Below are 17,833 nucleotides of genomic sequence, written 5' to 3' on the forward strand. Positions count from 1 at the left end.
CTAAAATCTAAAATTCTAAAAGAGTCCTTTGCATTTTGCTTCTTTTACTAAATCGTCATCAGAGCCGGATCGTATTTTAAGTAATTCTTTCAGGCTGGTTCTTCGTTTTTCAATTTCGATTAAGGAAATAGGAATGTATTGCGGCATTTCCTGAACTTCTGTTCCTTTAGATAAGTGAAATAAAATCTGTTTATCAAACTCATCAATTTCTATTGAATTATGAGGGGATTGATTGAGCATTTTAACTACAGACTGGCTGTAATATTTTTCACTTTTCATTACTTTATCAAATGCAAAAAGCAATTCATCAAAAGTCAGATCGTTTTTAATAATTAATCCGTTTGGGTTAATTGTTCTTATAATGGTTTTGATCTTGAGCAGTTCTGTATACATTGTCAATAAAACAATCTTGCAGTACGGCATTTTCTTCAAGATTAATTTTGCCAGATCTTCGCCGGAAAAAAGATTTTTTTCTTCATAAGCCGGCATACTGATGTCTAAAAAAGCGATTTCAAACTGCGGCGTATTTTCGTCTTCTAACAAGTCATAAGCCGATTTGCAATCGTGTGCCTGTGCAATTACAAAATCATATTCTTTTGGATTATACCGGGTTATTGCATTTTTATACCCTTCGATAATAAAAGGGTGATCATCAACAATTAAGATGTTTGGCTGAATTAATTCCGAATTTGGGGCTTTGAAATTAAGTGTCATTTGTCTGTAGGTTTATTTTTTGATCAATTGGAACTTTCACAATCAGAAGTGTTCCTTCTCCTTTAGCAGATTTTATAACAGCGATGCCTTTGCATTCTGCCGCTCTATATTCAATATTATGCAATCCAATACCTTTTTTGGTGCGTTTGGTATTAAACCCAATTCCGTTATCCATAATTGACAATACCAGATGATCAATTTCGCTTTTAAATTCAACCTTAATCGTATCTGCCTTTGCATATTTATTACAATTTTGAAGTGCTTCCTGAACAATTCGGTACAAATTTATTTTGACCATATTGTTTACAAGCTCCCATTTTATATGCGAATCAAAAGATGTTATCAATTTTGAAGGATATGTATTTCTCTGATTTTCAAATAGTTTTTTTAAAATTACAACAAAGTTATTTATTAATTCAGATTTTTCCCTATTGAGGTCATGCGAAATTTCCCTGATATCTTCTTCGATATGTTTTAGTTCTGCCAAATATTTTTTTCGTTTTGCTGCGGCTTGCTCTTCATCCATTTTATCCAGACTATCAAGACTGATCCGAATACCAAACATTCGTCCTAAAACGCCGTCGTGTAATTCCTGGGCTACTTTTTTCTTTTCTTTAATTCGGGTTAACTCAATTTCATTTTGCTGCGAAATCATTAAATTATAAACATCTTCATTTGCAATTTGCTGCTGTTGTTTAAAAAGTAATTCCCTGTTTTTAGTCTGCTGTGTTTTGTAAACATAAAAAAATAAGCCCAGCAAAGTACAAATACTAAAAACATATATCAATGTTTTATTCTTTTCTTGTAAACTTGAATTTTGATCTTTTATTTCATTGGTCTCATATTCTATACGAGAAAATTTTTCTCCCATTTTTCGTTCTGCTTTCAGCATTTTATCATTAAGCTGAATGTATTCTTTAGAATATTTCGACGCATTTTTAGGATCAACAATAGCTGTTTGTTTAAGTGCCTCTAGTGTGTTAATTAATTTACTGCTTGTACGAGACAATGCTAAGGCTTGTTTTGAAAACTGCAATGCTCTAAAAGTATCCTTTTTAAAAGCAAAATACTCAGACAAATGTATTTTGCTTGAAACTACTCCTGACGAAAGGCTTAGACTGTCCCTAATTTTCAAAGATTCATAAAACAAATCAGGTAAGTTATCTGATTCTCTTAATTTAAATTTAGAATAACCCAGATTATCCAGCAAAATTGCATACAGGCTTGCTCTGTCTTCAAATAGTTTATCTTGTTCTAAACCTCTTTCAAAAAAAACTTTTGCTTGTTTATAATTCCCCATTTTCATATATATAAAGCCTACATTATTTAATGAAGCAGCTTTATACTGAAATATTAAGGGTATAGATTTATCTTCTAAAGCCTTTAAAGCTTTATTTTGAAACTCTAAGGCTTTTGTATATTCCTCTCTTTCATTGTATAATATTCCTAATAGATTATAACTTTCATAATAAAGATCATTTACTTTTTGCTGCTTTTTTAAGCTGCTTAAGGCTTTAAAAACAGCAATTTCACTTTCAAAAAAATCGCCTTCGTTATACTGCAGACTTGCTTTATTTAAAAACGTTTTGGCCAGATTGTATTGGTCATCTAATTTTAGATAAAGTTTTTCTGCTTTATAATAATGCATAAAGGCGCTGTCTGAAATAGATTGCGAAGCATAATAATCTCCCAGATAGGTATAGGCTTTCGCCATATGCAATGAATCTTTAGACTTTTGGGTTCTCTCTAAAATTAGTTTGGTGGTTTTTAAATAATCTTTCCAATCGCTCATATTATAGTAACGATTAGCAACTTTAAACAGGTTTACTTTATTAAGCGAATCATCTTTCTGGTTTAAGATTATGCTTAATGCTTTTTGATTATAACTCTGTTTGATGCTTAAAGGCAGATTATTCTCGTTTGCTAATGAAAGATATGTAGAAAGGCTATCTATTGAAGAAATTGTATTTTCGTCTAATTCTGCTTTCTTGGTACAAGCCATAAAAACAAAAACAAGAAGTAATAGTATTTTACAATTTTTTTTCAATTGCGATTTTTGTGTTTCATCAAAAATACTAAAACTATAGACACAAAAAAAGGCTGCCAAAAAATTGACAGCCTAAATGTTTATTCAAAATGTAGTTAATCTACTTTTTTATCTGTACCGATAGATTGATTAACGCTTGCAAAATCTAATTGCTTATTTCCGTTTAGTGATTGATCATTTACTCTTTGAAAATCATGCTTCTTCTGTCCCCCTGTCGCACCTCCGTCAATTGGCAGGACGATACTCAATTCTTCATTTGAAACAATACTTGGAGTTGTTGGATTTGCAAATGAAGTTGCTGCTACTACTAATGAAAATAATCCGAATGTTAAAGCTGTCTTTTTCATAACTTAATGTGTTTAATTTGATTTTTTATTTGGGGCTTTTGATTCCTTTGTCAGCGAATCTGGGTGTAAAACTACCACCATAATCAAAAAAAATCTATACAAAAAAATAGCTTCGTGGTAAAACATACCCAATTGATAGTCAATGGGTATCAAATTTATGTAATTACCTAATTACTAGACCTCTAAATAATTTCCTGCAGAAAAATCAGTGATAATTAAATCAACGTTTGATTTATAGGTTTTTGAAAAAGGAATCTTTTTCGTGGAATTTTTTATGTAACAAACTGAATTCCCGTTATGAATTCTTGCAATGTAGCTGCGATTAATAATATAACTGTTGTGAATTCGAATAAACGGATAGCTTAAAACCTGCTCAAAATGCTTCAATGTTTTGAAAGCAGTTATCATATCGCCTGAATTCAAATAGATATCTGTCGAATTATTATCGGCTTGAAAATAACAAATATCATCTGCATTTATATAACGATGGTCGCCATATGATTTAATACAGATTACAAGCGGTTCCTGTGCCTGCAGATTTATGTTTTGGCCTGGAATTGCTGCAGGAATGTTTTCGTCCTTTAAAACAAGAATTTCATTGTTAGTACTAATTTCAGGTTTTGTTTCTATAGATCGCATCTCTTTTGGCTCTAAAAGTTTTTTTTCAAACTTTAAAAGTGTTTTTAGTAAATCTATGTGAGTTAAAGGTTTTAAGATGTAATCAAAAACACTGTATTGAATAGCTTCAAAAGCCAAATCTTTTTTAGTGGTAGTTATAATGATTTTTGGAATAATCGATAAGTACCGATACAATTCGTCAATAAATGAAAGCGATAAATGACTTGATGAATCTTCGGGATCAATTTCTAAAAAAACAAATGAAGGACGGTGTTCTAAAACCAAATTAAGTCCCTGATGGTAATTCGTAGCTGAAGCTATAAAAGTTAATTCTGAAAAACCTTCTGCAACGATTCTGGTTCTCAAAACACTTTCAGCGTCATTGTCAACAATAATATACGAATACTTCTTCAACTCTAATTTTTATTGATTTTTCTTAACTTCCCAATAGCGTTTCATCAATGTTCTTTAAAAAATATTTTAAGTATAGAAAATGCCCAATTAAAATTAAGCATTTCAATTATCTAAACATTTTATTGTTGATAGATTAATTGATTATGTTAATACATAAGGATGAAATGCTAAAATTGTCGCTAAAACGCATGCTTTAAAATTAAAAAAATCCCAAACTCCACACAGGAATTTGGGATATTTATATAACGTTAATTAAAAAATTACATTTTCATCAGCCAGTTTTTCATCGAAACTTCGTTTTCAATAATACCTCTTAATTCAGATATCTTAACACGATCTTGTTTCATTGTATCTCTATGACGAATTGTTACTGTTTCGTCTTCAAGAGTTTGATGATCTACTGTAATACAAAATGGTGTTCCTAATGCATCTTGTCTTCTGTAACGACGTCCTACTGCATCTTTCTCATCATACGCCACATTGAAATCCCATTTTAAATCTTCGATGATTTTCTTTGAAACTTCTGGTAAGCCATCTCTCTTAATTAAAGGCAATACCGCTGCTTTTGTAGGTGCTAAAACTGCTGGCAATTTTAGTACTGTTCTTTCAGATCCGTCTTCTAAAGTTTCTTCCTGCAACGATGTTGCAAAAACTGCTAAAAACATACGATCAAGACCTACAGACGTTTCTACTACGTATGGCACGTAATTTTCGTTTAGTTCAGGATCAAAATATTGCAGTTTTCTTCCTGAATATTGTTCGTGCGCTTTTAAGTCAAAATCCGTACGAGAGTGAATTCCTTCTAATTCTTTAAAACCAAAAGGGAAATTAAATTCGATATCTGCCGCCGCATTTGCGTAATGCGCTAATTTTTCGTGATCATGAAAACGGTAATTCTCTTTTCCTAGTCCTAAAGATAAATGCCAGTTTAAACGCGTTTGTTTCCAATGTTCGTACCATTGCATTTCTTCTCCCGGACGTACAAAAAACTGCATTTCCATTTGTTCAAATTCACGCATACGGAAAATAAATTGTCTTGCAACAATTTCATTTCTAAAAGCTTTACCTGTTTGAGCAATTCCAAAAGGAACTTTCATACGGCCTGATTTCTGAACGTTTAAAAAGTTTACGAAAATACCCTGCGCTGTTTCAGGACGTAAATACAAATCCATTGCAGACTCTGCAGAAGCACCAAGTTTAGTTCCGAACATTAAGTTGAACTGCTTAACATCTGTCCAGTTTCTAGAACCTGTTTCAGGATCAGCAATTTCAAGCTCTTCGATTAAAGCTTTTACATCTTCAAGATCTCCATTCCCTAAAGAACGTCCTAAACGCTCTCTAATTTCTCTTTCTTTTGCTAAATATTCAACTACTCTGGCATTTGTAGTTACAAATTCCTGTTCGTTGAATGCATCACCAAAACGAGCTTTTGCTTTGTCGATTTCTTTTTGTGCTTTTTGGTGAATTTTTTCAGCAAAATCTTCAACTAAAACGTCAGCTCTATATCTTTTTTTAGAATCTTTATTATCAATTAACGGATCGTTGAAGGCATCAACGTGGCCTGAAGCTTTCCAGGTTGTTGGATGCATTAATATTGCAGCGTCAAGGCCTACAATATTTTCATTCATCTGAACCATTGATTTCCACCAATATTCACGGATATTCTTTTTTAATTCGACGCCATTTTGTGCATAATCATATACTGCACTCAATCCATCGTAAACTTCGCTTGACGGAAAAATAAATCCGTACTCTTTTGCGTGCGAAACCACATTCTTAAATATATCTTCTTGTTTTGCCATAGTAATGCAAAAATATAAAAAGTACTTATAAAAAAAAGAAAAATAAAAAAGATTGAAGTTTAAATTTGGTTAGTTTTGTAACTAAATTCTTTCTATTTGTGTTTAATTTTTTAATTGACCTGTTTTTCCCTAAAGTTTGCTCAGGATGCCGTGCGGTTTTAATGACAAACGAAACTGTTTTATGCACGAATTGTCGTCATGAACTGCCTCTGACTCAATATCATTTAGATTCAAATAACGATGCCGTTAAAAAGTTCTATGGCAAAATTGAAGTTGAGCATGTTTCTGCCTTTGTATATTTTAACAAAAAAGGAATTGTTCAGGAACTCATTCATAACCTGAAATATAAAGGCCATGAGGAAATTGGGGTTGTTTTAGGAAATTGGTATGCGGAGGATTTAAAGGAACTAAAACTCAAAACGAATTTTGATATGGTAATTCCGGTTCCTTTACATCCGCGAAAATTTAAGGAACGCGGCTATAATCAGGTTGCCACTTTTGGGAAAGCTTTAGCCGAAGGTTTGAAAATTCCCTATAATAGTTCGGTTTTATATCGAAAGAAATATTCTAAAACACAATCAAAAAAGAACCTCTTAGGAAGATCTGAAAACATCGAAAATATCTTTGATGTAATTTCAACCGAAGAAAACCATAACAAACATTTTTTAATTGTTGATGATGTACTTACGACCGGAGCAACACTTGAAGCTTGTTCCAGAGCATTATTAAAAATTCCCGGAGCAAAAATCAGTATTGTCTGTATGGCGATGGCGAACTCTTAGAATGAAATTCCAAAAAAGAAAAATTCCAAATTCCAATTAAAACTTGGAATTTGGAATTTAAAATATTGGGATTTAAATTAAAATATTGATTTTTAAAACTTTAGTTTACAATTATTTTCTTAACAGTTCTTCTGTTTCCATCGATAACGGTTACTAAATAAATTCCTGCTGAAACATTTGGAAGCTGAATGTTTTGATTAAAATCTCCCGATACTTCAAAGGTTTTCTTGTAAACACTTTTCCCTAAAATATCGTGTACAAAAACCTGAACATTATTTGATTCACTTGCAAATTGAATTGTGAAACTTCCTGTATTTGGATTAGGATAAAGCGCAAAATCTATGCTTTCGAAATCGTCTGTACCTAAAGTAAAAGTTTTAGTACAGATATTTACTGATGCCGAATTTATTGTTCCAAACATTCCTGAAACAGCGTCACGAACTCTAAATGTCCATGTTCCTTCTTGAGCCTGATCATTAAATGCGCGTAATTCGTCAACCGGAATAACTATTTGTTCTGTTGTTTTACTGCAGTCTAATGCATTTCCAGAATCATCAAAATTAAAAATTAAAGTTGAGTTTAAACTTGGACATGATTTATTAAACAAACGTACAGTTGTTCCTTGTGGGTTTATGATTTGAATTTCGAGATCTGATAATCGTTCGTGAGTAACATTCACCGAAACATTTACATCTGAGATTGTTCCTGTTGAAGCTGGCACACTCACTGTTTTTGCTGTATAACTTGTTGAATATGGAATACTAAAAGCATTTCCAAAACTATACGTGTTACAGCTTGTCGATGATGTATACCCAATGGCAAATGCTTTACTGTTTAAGGCATAATAGATATTTTCAGTTGGCTCAATAAGAAGTCTGCAATTTGTAGATGAAGGAACACTGGCAGGCAGAACGATAACTTCTGAGCCATCATTTTGAGTATTAGCTGCTAAAATTGTTGGGAATGTTAATCCGCCATCTGTAGAAAGTTTGATATTTACTAACGAAGAACCCTGTAGATTATTGGTATTATTAACGCTCCAGGTAATAGTCTGGCTTGAACCTTGCTGCCAGCTCACATCATCAGTACTATGCGACGTTATGGCAAAAGGTCCTGCTGTCGAAACCACATTAACAACCATTGTATCTGTATTTGTCTGGGCTGTACCTAATGCCGCATTATCCCTGCCTGTTAAAGTAAAATTTAATGTTCTTGCTATAGATGAAACAGATTCCCAGGTTGTTGTTAATTTATTTTGCAGCACAGAATCAAAACTTGGCATATAACGAACCGCAGAACTTGTTGGAGCAAATGATCTAAATAAAGGCCCATCTGGTTTCGTTGGATATGCAATACTATTTGCTCCAGATGTTGTAACAGCATTATCATATTCTTCCCAGGTATAAGTAACAACATCTCCCTCGGGATCTGAGCCGGTTCCTTTTAAAATAAATGGTGTACTAATTGGAATCGTATAATCAATTCCTGCATTAATTACAGGCGGGTTATTTGTTAAACTCGTGCTAACCGGACAGCTTTTTCCAGCAAGTGTATTCTGAATCTGCCAAATACTAGCATAAGCAAAATAGTCGTCAGAATTATTTTGTATATCGTAATCACCTGTAACCCCGGCATAACCCATTATTGTAGAACCGCTTCCCGGCTCAACATTCACAGATGTTCTTTCACCTGAGTCATACGAAAAAGTATGATTTGCACCCAATTGATGTCCAAACTCATGTATCACAAAATCAATATCAAACGTATCACCTTCTGGCCTTCCGTCTGAAGGAGAAGTAAAAGCGCTTCCTTTTGCTAAAGGATCATTTGTTGTTGGATTTGAACAAATACAGCCTATACAACCGGCATTACCTCCTCCTCCAGAAGCTCCAAATAAATGTCCGATATCATAATTATTATTGCCTATAACATCTGTCAACGTTGTTTGAACTTCTTGGTTCCATGCTCCATCAGCACCGGCAGAAGCATTAGAATAAGGATCTGTTGAGGCATCTGTATAAATTACAGCATCATTGTTCGCAATTAAAACCAGTTTCAATGCCAAATCTTTATTCAAAACGCCATTCACTCTTGTTAGTGTAGCATTCATTCCTGCTAGCGCTAACGCTTTTGTCCCTCCAAAATAGGCTGTATATTCTCCTGTACAGGACAATGCTAAACGAAGCGTTTTAAAAACTTTTGTATTTGATGCTGTTTTTGCAGTCTTTCCTTCTTTATTATTTACAACAGCATCTATAGTCTTACATACTAACTTTAGTTTTGAAGCTGCATCTTTAGAAGAAAATAAAACATATTCTTCTTTATTATCTGGGTTTTGCTCTATAAACTCAGTAGCTTTATCTGCTCTAAAAAGCATTGTTTGAATACCTCTTGGAGAGAGACTAAAATGTATTTTTGCCGACTTGTCGTCTAAACCGCTTCCTTCGTAAGCTCTAATTTCCGGGTATTTTGCCTGTAATTCCGGATCAAAATTAGAAGATTCCCAAACCTGAAATTTTTCTAAAACCCCTTTTGCATTAGGAATTGTAATTTCGACATTCGTACTTAACGAAGATTTTTCGGTTGTTTTGGCAAGTTTTGCCGTTAAGAATTCTGTATTTAATTTATAATACAGTTTTTCAGAATCTGATATTGACGCTTTTTTTCCAGAGACTGAAACCGAATTAACTTTTTGCCACAGCTCATCACTTTGGGCATGAATTTTTGCAAACGAAAAGATAATCAGAAAATAAAGTAAATGTTTCTTCATGCTTAGTGATATTTTATAAAATCAAATTTAGTCGAATTAAATTAAATTCTTATATCTAAACGACATTTAACGTTTTTTAGTCGACGAATCAGGATTTTTTTCGACAAAAGAAGTATAATATTCCTAAAAAATCAATTAAGCTTAGTACAAAATTTAAAATAGATAGTATAAATTTGCAGCATCTTAAATAATTTGTTTTGAAGCTCTTTCATTCTATAAGCGATTTTCATTCAACCAAGAAAACGATTTTAACTCTTGGTACTTTTGACGGCGTACATATTGGTCATAAAAAAATTCTGGAAAGAATTACTCAAAACACCGAAAATGGGAAATACGAAAGTTTAGTACTTACATTTTTTCCACATCCGAGAATGGTTTTACAAGAAAAATCAGAAATAAAACTTCTCAATACGATTGCTGAAAAAACAAAACTTTTAGAAGCAACTGGAATTGAAAATTTAGTTATTCATCCGTTTAACGAAAGTTTTTCAAGATTAACTGCCGAAGAATTTGTTCATAGCATTTTGGTTAATCAATTTCATATTCAAAAAATAATTATTGGGCATGATCATCGATTTGGAAGAAACAGGACTGCCAACATTGATAATTTAATTGCCTTTGGGGCTGAATATGGTTTTGAGGTTGAACAGATTTCTGCCGAAGAAATACAAGATGTTTCTGTTAGTTCTACTAAAATTAGAAAGGCTTTGAACGAAGGAAATATGGAACTGGCCAACGAATATCTGGGCTATGACTATTTTTTGAGCGGCGAAATTGTAAAAGGAAAACAATTAGGAAGAACAATTGGTTTTCCAACGGCAAATATTCAAATTGACGAGGAATACAAGTTAATCCCAAAAAATGGTGTTTATGTTGTGAAAACCCTGATCGATAATTTGGAAATTTTCGGAATGATGAATATCGGTTTTAATCCAACTGTAAATGGCCAAAAACAAACTATTGAAGTAAATCTTTTTGACTTTGATGCTGATATTTACGGCAAAAAAATTGAGGTTTCATTATTACGATATCTTCGTGAAGAACAAAAGTTTGGTTCTGTAGATTTGCTGAAAGCTCAATTAAATCAGGATAAACAAGCTGCTTTAACTTTTGTAAGTAAGCTTCAGTAATTAAAAATATATAGTTCCTATGGGACAAAATAAAATACCTAAAATAATATTCTACCGATATAAAATCTCTACGAGATATACTACATATACTCCATTAGGAGTTAAATAATCGGCAGTAAACATATTACCCCTGCATTAATGTCCTGTAAGGACTTCACACATTTCAAGAAAAACATTTTTCCAAAACGCTATTTCTTGATCTATAACATTTTACCAATTTTAAATCATCATAGTTATTTTTTTAGTAAATTTGATATATAACTCTGTTTATCAAGCATATACTTATTAACTTCTTAAAAAATAACCACTATGAAACTACCTAAAGAAATAACAAACGGTTTTTTGATATTCCTCGGAATAGGCATTTATTTTTTATTGATGAATGTATTAGGTTTAGCAGATTTGTTTTACCTGCGTACCCTTAATGTATTTTTCTTATTTTATGGCGTAAACAGAACGATGGTGATGAATCTTCATGAAGGAGAAACGAGTTTTGTATCAAATGCAGTTTCTGCATTAACAACTTCTGTAGTTGGCGTGGCGTTAAGTATTCTTGGATTATTGATCTACAGTTATGCCCGAGGCGGTGACGCTTATGTACAAACATTATCTGAAACATTTATGTTTGGAGGCAATCCCTCTGTGCCAACTTATTGTATTTGTCTCCTTTTCGAAGGGCTTGCTTCATCGGTAATTGTCACTTTAATGATGATGCTGTATTGGAACAATAAATATGCTGCCGATTAATTATTCAAAATAAAAACAACCATTTAAGTGCTCAAAAATCATAAAAACCTACATTTATATGATTTTTGAGCGCTTCTTTTTTGAAAAACTTATCAAATATTCAATTGCAACAACCGCTATTGTTCGTTAGAAAATTTAATTACATTTGAAGCTTCAAAAACATTGTATCCATGAGCATTACAAAACACAACTGGACAAAAGACGAAATCATCGCAATATATAACAAACCTTTGATGGATTTGCTTTATGAAGCTGCAACAATTCACAGACAAAAACACGATCCAAACGTAGTTCAGGTTTCTACTTTATTATCAATAAAAACAGGCGGATGCCCTGAAGATTGTGGTTATTGCCCACAAGCTGCAAGGTATAATACGGGAGTTGAAGGAAATGACCTGATGACGGTGAGCCATGTAAAAGCCCAGGCCTTAAGAGCTAAATCCAGCGGATCTTCCCGCGTTTGTATGGGAGCTGCCTGGAGAAATGTAAAAGACGGCGAAGAATTTGATCAGGTTTTAGAGATGGTTCGTACTATCAATAAACTTGATATGGAAGTTTGCTGTACTTTAGGTATGCTTACAGAAAATCAGGCACAGCGTTTGGCAGAAGCAGGTTTATATGCCTACAACCATAATTTAGATACTTCTGAAGAATATTATAAAGATGTAATTTCTACCCGTGGTTTTGAAGACCGTTTACAAACTATCGAAAATGTTCGTAAAACAAATGTTACGGTCTGCAGCGGTGGAATTATTGGAATGGGAGAAAGTATTGAAGACAGAGCCGGAATGCTTGTCGCACTTTCTACTTTAAATCCGCAGCCGGAATCTGTTCCAATTAATGCTTTAGTTGCCGTTGAAGGAACTCCGATGGAAGAAGAAAAACCGGTTGAAATCTGGGAAATGATTCGTATGGTTGCTACAACAAGAATTGTAATGCCGGAAACCCAGGTTCGTTTATCTGCAGGAAGAACCAACATGACTCGTGAAGGTCAGGCAATGTGCTTTTTTGCAGGAGCAAATTCAATTTTTGCCGGAGATAAATTATTGACTACCCCAAACCCTGATGTTAATGAAGACATGAAGATGTTTGAAATGTTAGGGTTAGTTCCTCAAAAACCTTTTATAAAAGTTTCGCAGCCAAAAACAGTAGAAGCTGCCGATTCTCAATTTAATTCTTTAGGAGAAAAACCGAGATGGTCCAGACCCGGACATACAATTGAAAGAAATATTGAGGCTTCGATCAAATCAAAAATTTAAGTAAAAGAGTTAAAAAATCTCGATAAATATTTTTAAATTGCTTATGACACAGAGTTATAAGCAATTTTTTTATTTATAAAATGAAGTTAAAACAAATCCAAAGGGTAAAAAAAATCTCTAAGGAAGATTTTATTTCCCAATATGTAAAAAAACAAATTCCAGTTGTTATTGAAGAACTAACTGAAGACTGGCCAGCTTATCAAAAATGGAAATTATCTTATATTAATGATATTGCGGGTAATATTACGGTTCCCTTATACGATGATCGGCCAGTAAACCACGAAGAAGGTTTTAATGAGGCTCATATGACAATGAAAATGAGCGATTATATCCACCTTTTAGAATCAAAACCTACCAATTACCGTATTTTTCTCTATAATTTAATGAAAGAAGTACCACGGTTGAAAAATGATTTTTTATGGCCGGATATTGGATTAAAACTCGTTAAGCAGTTACCAATGCTGTTTTTTGGCGGCGAAAATGCCAGGGTATTTATGCATTACGACATTGATTACTCGAACATTCTGCATTTTCACTTTCATGGGGAAAAACAATGTATGCTTTTTGCACCAGACCAGTCAAAATATATGTACAAGGTTCCGCATGCTTTAATTTCGAGAGAAGACATTGATTTTGATAATCCTGATTATGAAAAATTTCCGGCGCTTAAAAATGCTGAAGGATATATCACTAATCTTAAACACGGAGAAATGTTGTATATGCCCGAAGGTTATTGGCATTATATGAAATATTTGACACCTGGTTTTTCAATGAGTTTACGATCTTTTCCTAAAAACATTACTAATTTATCAAAAGCTGCTTATAATGTTTTTATTATGCGCTATTTTGATATTATGATGCGAAAGTTTAAAGGGCAGAAATGGATTGATTATAAAAATGAAAAAGCAATTCAAAATACCCATGAAAACCTTAGAAAGAGTGCTTAATAAAAAACGGCTGCAGGATTAATTTTGCAGCCGTTTTTTATTTCGGTTTATAAATTTAATGAAAAGTAATTTTTCTGGCTGCCGTATTTCCGTTTTCCAAAGCCACTTTTACAATCAAAACCTGGTTTGCTGACTGAAGATTTGGAATCTGTAATTCGGTATTTCCAATCTTTTTATTGTTGTAAATCAATTTTCCTGAAACATCAAAAATTGTAACTTCTTTTATAAAATCATTTGTTGAATTTACCTTAATGTTTTTATTCTTAACCGAAACAAAAAGATTCTTTCCCTGATTTTCAAAATCATCAACTCCTAAATCTGCTGAAGCATACTTCAAAACAAAACGATCCAGAAAAGTTCCTGTTGATGTACTGAAAGTGTAAGCACTTGTTTGCAGGTTGTGTGTCGTGTTTGTCAATTTGTCTTCTAAATAAATGGCATGATTTGTTAAATCACCATCTGAATGATCAATCGCAATGGAAAATTCGCCTTCAATGTTAGATTTGTAGCCTAAAGGAACAATGTCAGAATCTATAAAAGGCAGGGCACGCCCTTGAACCGTTAATTTTCTTCCTTCATTAATGCTGTAAAAATCTAAATAAATATTACCATCAATGGTAACTCCATCGTAATTATTATCCCAGGTATTGGTCGCCCCTTCTACATATCCTATCAGCAATTGTTTAAAAGCTCCTTGTGTATTTGTCAAATTAAGCCAAACTCTGTGTCTTTCAATCGTTTCTTTATTGCTGTCTGCTGTTTTAAAAAACTGACTATTATTTCCGGGAACTCTCATAGAATTAGTAAAAACAGCATTTAAAGCAGTTTTTGATTTTACGAAAAAAGCCTGACCTGCTGCGATGTATCCTAAAGGAGCGTTTTGATTTCCGGGTGAACCAGCTCCCTGACCAGCCATGCTTCCAACGGTTATACTTCCTGTTAAATTATAAATTGCATAATCATTACTGCTATAATTATACTGAGCGTCTCCCAAAACAACATTGCTTGGTAAGGAGTTATGTGTCCAAAAATATAGGGTACCATATAAGTTTACCGAATTATCGAAGATAAATTGATCTGCATATATTGCTGAAGGATATGGATTGCCCAGCAAATGGAATTTCTCTACTGCAGCTAAAGGAACGGTAATTGTGCCATTATTAGGGACTCCTTCTAAAAATGAATTATAAATGGAAGGAGAATTAATATCGAAATTTTGTGGCGCCCTTACAATGTAACCTTGACCAGGAACCATTTCTGAGGTTCCGTTGTAATTAATTATCCAGCCTGTAACCGGGTTAAAGCTATAGTACTTATCAGCGAGTGTATTTGGCGATAAATCATGCAGTGTATACGCCGGTGTACGCACAATTGGTGAAGACCAATAGGTAAAATCATATCGCCTAACTGCTGTAGTATTTCGTTTATATATAATGTTTCCTGTATTTACGACATTGTTAACCTGCATTAAGCTGGCATTATTTTCAAAAGTCAATAACCCTCCGTTATTGTTAACTGAATTGGTAATCATTAATGTATGATTAGAATTTACTGTAACATTGGCACTTGCATCAACAACACAAGAACAGCCGCTCAAATCACTGGTTGTAGTATAATCGCCTGAAAATCGAACAGCATCTGTAGCAATCGGCGGACTTCCGGTTGACCAGTTTGTACCATTCCAAATATTTGTAACCGGGGCTTTTATCTCAAGATTAATAGTTGGTATAGAGGGACAAATATTTATATCATGTATCGTAAAAGTATAATTTCCGGGAGCCAAATTTGTTATAGTGTAACTAGTTCCTGATGAAGTATAGGTTTGAAAAACTGTTCCATTTTGTGTAATTGTCCAATTTGGTGATGCTAATAAGCCACTCAAATGTACACTTCCGGTTGGGGTAACACAAGTTGGCTGCGTAATAACTGCAAATACCGGAGTAGATGGTTTTGGCTCAATATCAATTCTTGTTTCTATTGCAAATTCTTCCGGGCAAGTTCCGTTTTTGACCACAGCCCTGTAGCTTGTACTAGTTGTTAATACACCTGGCTGATAAGTATCTGAAGTATTAGCGAAAGACTGCCATACATAGGGTATAGCTTCGGCATATTCCCATCTTACAATTGTTCCGGTATAATTGGTTAATGTTAATAACGGACTTGGATCTCCGCCGCAAATGTGAATTCCTCCATGTACTGCACCTCGTTCTGTTTTGGTTACCGTTGTAGTATTGCTCGCACTCGTATTTGATGCACATCCTATTGAGGAATAATCTACAGTTACAGTTTTGTTTCCTATTGTCAGCCATTGTAATGTTACCGAGTTACTAGTTGTAGATATTCCGCCTGAAGTAATAATATAATCAGTATTAAGAACTCCCGGAACATTCCAAATATAATCTGATTGTCCACTTTGTGTTGTATAAGTAACATCTGTACTCACACAAACAGAAGCTGCAGGCTGTGCTGTAAATGTTGGCGACGGCAATGGATTTACCGTTACCGTTGCAGCAGCAGAATTTGCAACTGTACAAACTCCATTTTGCACAACAGCCCTAAACTGAGTTGTCTCAGTAAGCGATCCGGAAGTATATGTATTTGTTGTATTAGTAATATCGTTCCAAGTTGAAAATGGATTTACGGAATACTGCCATTTTTGAACTGTACCCGTTTGTCCTGCTAAAGATAAAGCTGCACTTGTTGCACCGGCGCAAATTGTTGTTCCTCCTGTAACAGTTCCTCCTACCGATGGCGAAGAAACTGTTATTACTACAGAATTTGACGCTGCAATATTAGTATTACATACACCAGAACTTAAACTAGTAACCGTTATTGTACTTGGTCCGGGTGTTGTAAAACCTGTTGCAATAAAAACACCCGTTCCTGCTGTGGTTACAGTCATTACTGCGGTTAATGCCACAGCTGATGGGCTGCTTCGATTATAAGTTACTGTATATGTTCCAGTAGGCAATAAAGCTGCACTGGATGTTAATGTTACAGAAGAGGTTTCTACTGAAGTACAAGCATCTGCAGCTGCAATACTGCCGATTCCATACGTTGGGCAGGTATAAGTTATAATAACCTGACCATTTGCACCAGCTCCGCCATTTTGAGGGCCAGCCAGAGCAGAACACATTGAACCACTTCCTCCTCCTCCTGGTGAAGTTCCATTATTTCCTACTGCTGTGCCTAAAACTAAACTTGGTACCGATGGTCCTCCAGCACCTCCTCCAGGCGATGCTCCATCGCCTCCTTTTCCTGATGTAAGCAAAAGTGCAGCTAAAACATGTCCACCAGAATCTCCGTTCCCTCCAGAAGCTGTTGTCGTACCTACAGAATTTGAAGCTAGTCCGCCTGAACCGCCAGCCGGTACACCACCAGCAGTATTACCATTACCTCCAGCTCCACCGGCTGCATAAATAACGGCTTCAAAACCTGTAATAGTCGAATGCCCGCCTGCAGCACCATTTGCAGCCGTACCTGCTGTTTGTCCTGCAACCACTACACTTAAAGTATTACTGGCCGTTACATTAATATTGCTTCTTGCATAAGCGCCGCCTCCGCCTCCGCCTCCGCTTCGTCCTTCAAATAATCCTGAACCGCTTGCTCCGCCTCCGGCACCTCCTCCGCCCCAAGCTTGTACATCCATAACAGTTATACCTGCCGGCACAACTACTGTACCGTTAGAGGTAAGTGTATGCGGCGGCTGGGCCCATAAAGAAAAACAAACAAATGAAAATAAAAGGGAGAGTTTTGTCTTTTTTAATGAATTATTCTTAAAATAATTATCTAACAAAGAAAAACAACAAATTAAAAATTTCGGTAAAACTAGAAAGATTGGTAATTTTTTTTCCATTGCACTATTTTTTAATTAAAAGAAAAAGACTGAAACTCAGATAAAATCTGTTTAGTTAATTCTAAATACCTCAAAAAATAACATGAATCTCAGAAACAAATCTGAAAATCACACAAAAAAATAGTAATAGCTGTTAGTTTTCGTGGTATTTAAGTAAGCAGCATTGTGTGGCAGATAGAAAATTATGACCGCATTTTGTGTAGAAAGAAATACAAAATGCTTATCAACGGCTTTTAGGTATCATTTGTCGAACGATTACCACAACAAGGTACGATTTTATTTACAACTCAAACAAGTGATTTAAGTTAAAAATTAAGATTTTAACACTTTTTATTTCACAATTGAATAAATTATGAAAATAACTGTTAAAGGAAATGCCAATTATAGTGATAAAGTCCCG

Annotated in this window: 12 protein-coding genes; 5 read left to right on the forward strand and 7 right to left on the reverse strand. The window is 34.2% G+C overall.

What is annotated here, in order from left to right:
• Positions 1-15 precede the first annotated feature (15 nt).
• The 5 genes from AABD74_RS03755 to AABD74_RS03775 form a co-directional block, all read right to left on the reverse strand.
• Positions 16-714, reverse strand: coding sequence for a response regulator transcription factor (locus tag AABD74_RS03755; RefSeq protein WP_232681700.1), 699 nt, complete (start codon positions 712-714; stop codon positions 16-18).
• Complete coding sequence (locus tag AABD74_RS03760) at positions 704-2,761, reverse strand: ATP-binding protein (RefSeq protein WP_406844721.1); 2,058 nt, start codon at positions 2,759-2,761, stop codon at positions 704-706. Before AABD74_RS03760 ends, AABD74_RS03755 begins: the two co-directional genes overlap by 11 nt.
• A 95-nt stretch (positions 2,762-2,856) precedes the next feature.
• Positions 2,857-3,108 (reverse strand): hypothetical protein, encoded by a 252-nt coding sequence (locus AABD74_RS03765; RefSeq protein WP_232681699.1) that lies wholly within the window; start codon positions 3,106-3,108, stop codon positions 2,857-2,859.
• A gap of 174 nt (positions 3,109-3,282) precedes the next feature.
• On the reverse strand, positions 3,283-4,140 hold the full coding sequence (locus tag AABD74_RS03770; protein ID WP_406844722.1) for a LytR/AlgR family response regulator transcription factor: 858 nt from the start codon (positions 4,138-4,140) through the stop codon (positions 3,283-3,285).
• A gap of 260 nt (positions 4,141-4,400) precedes the next feature.
• Positions 4,401-5,942, reverse strand: a complete 1,542-nt coding sequence (locus AABD74_RS03775) for a glycine--tRNA ligase (RefSeq protein ID WP_406844723.1) — start codon at positions 5,940-5,942, stop codon at positions 4,401-4,403.
• A gap of 161 nt (positions 5,943-6,103) precedes the next feature.
• Between AABD74_RS03775 and AABD74_RS03780 the strand changes: the two genes are divergently transcribed.
• Positions 6,104-6,724 carry a ComF family protein gene (locus AABD74_RS03780; RefSeq protein WP_406845622.1) on the forward strand — a complete coding sequence of 207 codons (621 nt, stop codon included), beginning with the start codon at positions 6,104-6,106 and terminating at the stop codon, positions 6,722-6,724.
• A gap of 100 nt (positions 6,725-6,824) precedes the next feature.
• Here AABD74_RS03780 and AABD74_RS03785 read toward each other — a convergent pair whose 3' ends face one another.
• A complete protein-coding gene (locus AABD74_RS03785; RefSeq protein ID WP_406844724.1) occupies positions 6,825-9,494 on the reverse strand; it encodes a reprolysin-like metallopeptidase in 2,670 nt (889 codons plus the stop codon).
• A gap of 197 nt (positions 9,495-9,691) precedes the next feature.
• Here AABD74_RS03785 and AABD74_RS03790 point away from each other — a divergent pair, with 197 nt between their 5' ends.
• The 4 genes from AABD74_RS03790 to AABD74_RS03805 all read left to right on the forward strand — a co-directional run bounded on the left by AABD74_RS03790 (position 9,692) and on the right by AABD74_RS03805 (position 13,577).
• Complete coding sequence (locus tag AABD74_RS03790; RefSeq protein WP_406844725.1) at positions 9,692-10,624, forward strand: bifunctional riboflavin kinase/FAD synthetase; 933 nt, start codon at positions 9,692-9,694, stop codon at positions 10,622-10,624.
• 309 nt (positions 10,625-10,933) lie between these two features.
• Entirely contained in the window at positions 10,934-11,371 is a 438-nt protein-coding gene (locus tag AABD74_RS03795; protein ID WP_232681693.1) for a hypothetical protein, read from the forward strand.
• A gap of 170 nt (positions 11,372-11,541) precedes the next feature.
• Complete coding sequence (gene bioB / locus AABD74_RS03800; protein ID WP_406844726.1) at positions 11,542-12,630, forward strand: biotin synthase BioB; 1,089 nt, start codon at positions 11,542-11,544, stop codon at positions 12,628-12,630.
• Between the two features lie 80 nt (positions 12,631-12,710).
• Positions 12,711-13,577 carry a cupin-like domain-containing protein gene (locus AABD74_RS03805; RefSeq protein WP_232681691.1) on the forward strand — a complete coding sequence of 289 codons (867 nt, stop codon included), beginning with the start codon at positions 12,711-12,713 and terminating at the stop codon, positions 13,575-13,577.
• Between the two features lie 55 nt (positions 13,578-13,632).
• Here AABD74_RS03805 and AABD74_RS03810 read toward each other — a convergent pair whose 3' ends face one another.
• Positions 13,633-17,433 carry a T9SS sorting signal type C domain-containing protein gene (locus AABD74_RS03810; protein ID WP_406844727.1) on the reverse strand — a complete coding sequence of 1,267 codons (3,801 nt, stop codon included), beginning with the start codon at positions 17,431-17,433 and terminating at the stop codon, positions 13,633-13,635.
• Positions 17,434-17,833: the final 400 nt, after the last annotated feature.

The organism is Flavobacterium soyae (assembly GCF_045348165.1).
Classification (GTDB): Bacteria; Bacteroidota; Bacteroidia; order Flavobacteriales; family Flavobacteriaceae; genus Flavobacterium; species Flavobacterium soyae.